This is a genomic window from Nostoc sp. CHAB 5715 (assembly GCF_020829685.1).
In the GTDB taxonomy this organism is placed as follows: domain Bacteria; phylum Cyanobacteriota; class Cyanobacteriia; order Cyanobacteriales; family Nostocaceae; genus Nostoc.
The window spans coordinates 1-5648 of the sequence record NZ_JAIVFR010000475.1; the positions used below are offsets into that span (position 1 = coordinate 1).

Consider the following 5648-nt stretch of genomic DNA (forward strand, 5'->3'; position numbering starts at 1 on the left):
AAACTATTACTCAATCAAGGTTTGAAGCTTTATTTTCTAATAGAAATTCAAAAATGTTGCTAAAACCTGAAAATCGAAGTCTCATAAGCCTTGCAGCGATTGCTTTCTCCAAGACTGATGGAAGAGGTCTAAGTATGTTGCATACAAGCGAGAATCGCCATAAATGATATTCATCCTACACTAGTGAGAGAGAAAAATTAAAATCTCTCGCTATAATAGTATTTTCACTAGATAAGCTTGTATATAGCAATCCGGAATCATCTATAAGAAAATACTTAAATTATAATCGTACTTTTAAACACTCATCAACAACTTAATTTTCCGGCTAGAATTATATATATTGCATAATCCATAGCTTCAAAGTAAGTTATTTAAAGTACATTAAATATTACCGTATTTTCTCATGAATCATTTAGGATTGCTATATGATATATAAATGCATATCTCTACCAGCACAAACTATAGGACTAATATTTGATTTCTGAAAAAGCTCGGTACAACTCGAAAAGCCTAATTCCCTATTCCCTATTCCCTATTCCCTATTCCCTACTCCCCACTCCCTTTCTTCTGTAGATAATTTCAAAAATCAAATACGATTCCTATAGTAAACTAAATATTTAGCCCCTGATTATTGCTGCATCGAAGGTGTAGGAAAAATTCTGCTGAATATAGGAATTCGTGGCTTCGGCTTAGTTGCAGTTATATTGGCATTAGCACCAGAAGAGTTATTGGCTGCCTCAGAGAGGATAGGTGGTTTGCTATTAGTAGAATTAGCAAAATCACTTAATTGGATAGCCGAAGGTGAATTTGAAGATATGGAAGTAATATTATCAGTACTTTTGGTGTTGTATTTTACCGGAGTTTCAGCTTGAGATGGAGTAATGATCAAAGTCGAGCTTGTTCCTAATACCAGTATTAGCAGATTAAAAAAATATTGTCGCATGGGGATTTGTCAAAAAAGCTTTAAGAAGTTGTATTTGTTCTCAGTTGGAAATAAAACCGTGATTTTACAAGATAAATCGCAGCTTAGTACATCGATTCACTCACAAAAACTTAACCCCTTCAGTTACCTTTCTTATAAGGTAGGGGAAAGCTAAACTCTGCTCTCATTTTAAGAGAGGGGTTATTCTAGAATTACGGAATTGATCTTACAGAGAGCCTGCAAATAGATACACCTGGAATAATTGACGTTTATTCATCAATGAAGTCAGCACAACTATTAATAATTTAGTTGTATTTTTTTATTATTAAAATAGGAATTTTACTGAAGTTTTTGAAAAACGCGATTTTCAGTAAATCAGCGAATAAATTGCATATTTAATGAACTACAACCAACAATATATAAAGTTTTAACAAAAGCTGACTTTTATGAAGTGAATTTTATAAAAGTAGGTGTATGCGTTCCAAGACGGATACTTGAGGAACGTAACCCAACATTTCCGGGGCTTTGTTGGGTTAAGCAAAGCAATTTTTCACAAAGCCAACCGTATTGATTGATATTGAAAGAGGCAGTGGTCGCCGAGCGCAGTCGAGGTGAGGCAGGATTCAATATGTGATGCCCTATACAAATGCTTTTAACTTATTAATATCTATTAGTCTTACTCTTGCTTATGCCAGATAGTTCCTTAATAGATTTGTGAAAATCGAAAAGCTCAGATTTCCGACTTTTCTAAGAAGCCGAGAATCTTTTTGTTCAAAATATGTATTCAAAAGCACAAAGAAACTTAACTTAGACTATATATCTTTGGTAGTAGTGGCTTGATGCTTGTGATGGACGTTGGGGAAAAGATTATCAGTTATTCTAAGTAATCATGGAAACAATTATTATTAGCACTAAATCATTCATTGGGAGAATGAGCAAGTGGGTTAAACAAGAATAGGAACTTAAAGTTGTGATCGAGAGTTTTCTAAATGTGCTGTTTTATCTAATTTCTCTGCTAGTCATAATTGTGACTGGCTTATAAGTTTAATCACAAATTAGCATCATCTGAGGTCAACGGATTTTGGATTAGTATTTAGCTGAGTTTACAAAATATTACGACTAAAGATAGAAATAATACTTAGCAAAATGCTGTAAGCTTTTTTGTAAAAAAGCATCTGAGTGCAAAAGTTATCAATGGAAACTCTTTAATTCCCTAGATTCAATCTGCTTTGATCATCTAGGTTAAATGCAATACATGTCATTTCCAAACTATATTACCTGTAGTGCTATGAGACATAAATTGTTGAAAATCTAGAATAGACGTACTCTTATAGGTTCTATTCAATAATAATTGCAGTTCAAAACTAGTTAAATTTATAATAGGAAATGCTGCAATTTTTCCAATAATTTACCTAGTAGATTTTTTGCTTTAACTCTGCAAGTAAGTAGCGGGAATTTAAGGTGAACATAGAAAAATTTATCCAACGCTCAGAAACATTGCACAATCGTTTAGCAGATTTATACCAAACTGCTAGTGTATTACCTTGGATTTCACCTGATCTGCTACCGCAAGCTTTTAAGGAACTCTATAACACCTCAAAAATAGTGCAGTTAGCAGCAGAGGAACTCCATCAGCAAAATGAGGAACTAATACAAACACGGAATTGCTTAGAAACAGAACGCCAACACTATCAAGAATTATTCGAGTTTGCGCCTGACGCTTATTTAGTGACTAATACAGAAGGAATCATCCAAGAAGCTAACTTCACCGCAGCTAAATTGCTCAATGTTTCAAAGCAATTTTTGGTGGGCAAACCAATGATTAACTTCGTCCCTCTAGAAGAACGTCAGCACCTTCGTAGCGAACTTATCGAACTATCTCAATCAGACAGAGTTAAAGAGTTATTGATACGCTTGCAACAACGTCATGGCGAGTTGTTTGATGCAGCTTTGACAGTGGCAGTTGCCCGGAATCCGCAGGGTAAGGCAACCTCTTTACGCTGGGTGTTACGTAATATTTCTGAACGGAAACAACTAGAATCAGCAGTTATCAAAAATGATAGCAACCTCTTGTACGATCGCCCTGTGCAGAAATATTCTAAAGGAGAAACTATTCCCCTTAACCCATTAGTAATTTTGTATGTTTGTCAGGGTTTGGTCAAACTTAGTACCTACTGTGAAACGGGTGAAGAAGTTTTAATAGGATTGGCAACAGCAGAAATGGTTTTTGGCTCTAGTTTGACATCTCTAAACATTTACCAAGCAACAGCCCTCTCGGATGTTGAGTTGGTGTCAATTTACGCAGCAGAGATAGCAGCTTCTCCCAACCTGAGCCATATCCTTTTACCAAAAATTAATCAGCGCTTACACCAAACAGAATCTTTTTTGGTAATTTCTGGAAGACGACGGGTACAAGAGCGCTTACACCATTTATTACAACTTTTGAAACGGGAAGTTGGTGAAACTGTGCCGGAGGGAACTCGCCTATGTGTTCGCTTTACTCACGAAGATATTGCTAGCGCCTGCTGCACTACCAGGGTAACAATTACACGATTGATCGGCAAATTACAAGAAGAAGGTATAATCAGTTTTGACTTAAAAAAACACATGATTTTGAGATGTTTTGATTAATTACTTTGCTGTAGATTGATGACTTTGAATTTTGAATTTTGAATTCGGAGCGAAGCGACGTGACACTTTGTACGTTGTCACAGAAAGTTAATACTAAAACTAGTATGAAGTTGTGTATAATATTCCCTCGATCGCAGCATTTATATCATGATTTTTTGTGTCGATCTACTTACACATAATTAAAATGCACAGGTCCTGCAACCTTGTGAAGGATTTGGGATTTGAGGCGGACACAGCAAAGTAAGCGCAATGCTATGCCAATAGGGAATTCAAAATGTACCCAAAATAATGTATATCTAATTTGACGTGTATTGCTAAAATCGCCTACGCAGCATGTCAAAGCAGCTATGCACACACTTGGCAACACAACTCAATCATTGGGCTACATCTTAGCACTGGACTTAGGTACAACAGGCAACCGCGCCTTTGTGTTTAACGCAGACGGCAAGATTGTTGGGCAGGCATACAAAGAACTAACTCAGTATTATCCTCACCCCGGATGGTTAGAACATGACCCTCAACAAATCTGGCAGGATACATGTTGGGTGATGCAAACCGCAATTAGGAATGCCCAAATTGCTGCATCAGCGATCGCAGCCTTGGGACTAACTGTGCAGCGTGAAACCTGTTTGATTTGGGACAAAACTACTGGTAAACCACTCCATAAAGCGATCGTCTGGCAAGATCGCCGCACTGCTCCCCTTTGCCAGCAATTACAACAGCAAGGCTACGCTCAAGAAATTTACGATCGCACCGGATTAATCATCGATGCCTACTTTTCTGCTACTAAGTTCAGGTGGCTATTAGACAAGTTTACAGATGTTGACCTGAACAATGTCTTAGCAGGCACTATTGATACCTGGGTGCTGTGGAACCTTACAGGTGGCAAAGTTCATGCTACTGACCACAGTAACGCCAGCCGGACAATGCTGATGAATCTCAAAACCTGTGATTGGGATGAAAATTTACTTGAATTATTTCAGATTCCGGCGCATATTTTGCCCCAGATTCAGCCTAGTTTAGGAGTATTTGGAGTTACTCATGCTACTTTGTTGGGCGCTGAAATTCCCATTACTGCCATCTTGGGGGATCAACAAGCTGCTCTATTTGGTCATGGGTGCGATCGCCCCGGTTTAATGAAATGTACTTATGGAACTGGTAGCTTTTTGGTGGCTCATACAGGCGATAAAATTGTGCGCTCACACCATCAACTTATTTCTACGGTGGCATGGACACAAGCAAATCCGAGGGGGGCTTTAGATGTAGGCTATGGCTTAGAAGGTAGTATGTTTACTAGTGGAGCTTGTATCCAATGGTTACGCGATCGCCTGAAGCTGATTAAAACTGCTGCTGAAAGTGAAGCGATGGCAAATCAGGTAACAGATAATGGCGGAGTCTACTTTGTGCCTGCATTTAGTGGGCTAGGCGCACCCTACTGGGATATGAGCGCGAGGGGAGCCTTTTTCGGCATTACCGCCAGTGTACAACCAGAGCATCTAGTTCGCGCCGTGTTGGAAGCGATCGCTTATCAAGTTCTGGAAGTAGTGCAAGCAATTAATGCATCTAGTAGTACTCCAGTTGGGCGATTAAGCGTAGATGGTGGGGCTTGCGAGAATAATTTTCTGATGCAGTTCCAGGCTGATGTTTTAGGTATTCCAGTTGAACGAAAGGTAATGCACGATACGACTGTTCAGGGTGCAGCATTTGCAGCAGGATTAGCTGTAGGATTTTGGGAGAGCTATGAAGCACTGGTGGAACAACGGCAAATTGAACGTGTGTTTGAGCCGGGGAGCGATACCCCATTGTCCAACTTTGCTACTTGGCAAAAGGCAGTGAAACGCACTCTCGCTTGGGAGGAGTAGCCCTCATTCGGATAAGCTCTTGAGGCAGGGGAAGAAAAAGAGTTATTGGGCAATAATTCTTGCTCTCCCTGCTCAAGAACTACTCCCCTCAATACTGTAGATTTGTAGGTTGGGTTGAACTTTAGTGTTACCCAACAAAGAGAAAGAAAATGTTGGGTTTCGTTCCTCAACCCAACCTACAATATCAGGCGATGGCGTAGCCCAGAGCAGGCATCGCACTTTTGATCTCAATG

Annotated in this window: 3 protein-coding genes; 2 read left to right on the top strand and 1 reads right to left on the bottom strand. The window is 39.1% G+C overall.

The features are described from left to right. Positions 1–628: 628 nt before the first annotated feature. Complete coding sequence (locus tag LC574_RS23625; RefSeq protein WP_229456004.1) at positions 629–889, bottom strand: hypothetical protein; 261 nt, start codon at positions 887–889, stop codon at positions 629–631. Between the two features lie 1494 nt (positions 890–2383). On the opposite strand from LC574_RS23625, the gene LC574_RS23630 reads away from it, so the two are divergent. Both LC574_RS23630 and glpK read left to right on the top strand, forming a co-directional pair. After that, positions 2384–3553: a PAS domain S-box protein gene (locus LC574_RS23630; protein ID WP_229456005.1), complete on the top strand. Its 1170-nt coding sequence runs from the start codon at positions 2384–2386 to the stop codon at positions 3551–3553. Between the two features lie 347 nt (positions 3554–3900). Then, positions 3901–5415 (top strand): glycerol kinase GlpK, encoded by a 1515-nt coding sequence (glpK, locus tag LC574_RS23635; RefSeq protein WP_229456006.1) that lies wholly within the window; start codon positions 3901–3903, stop codon positions 5413–5415. Positions 5416–5648: the final 233 nt, after the last annotated feature.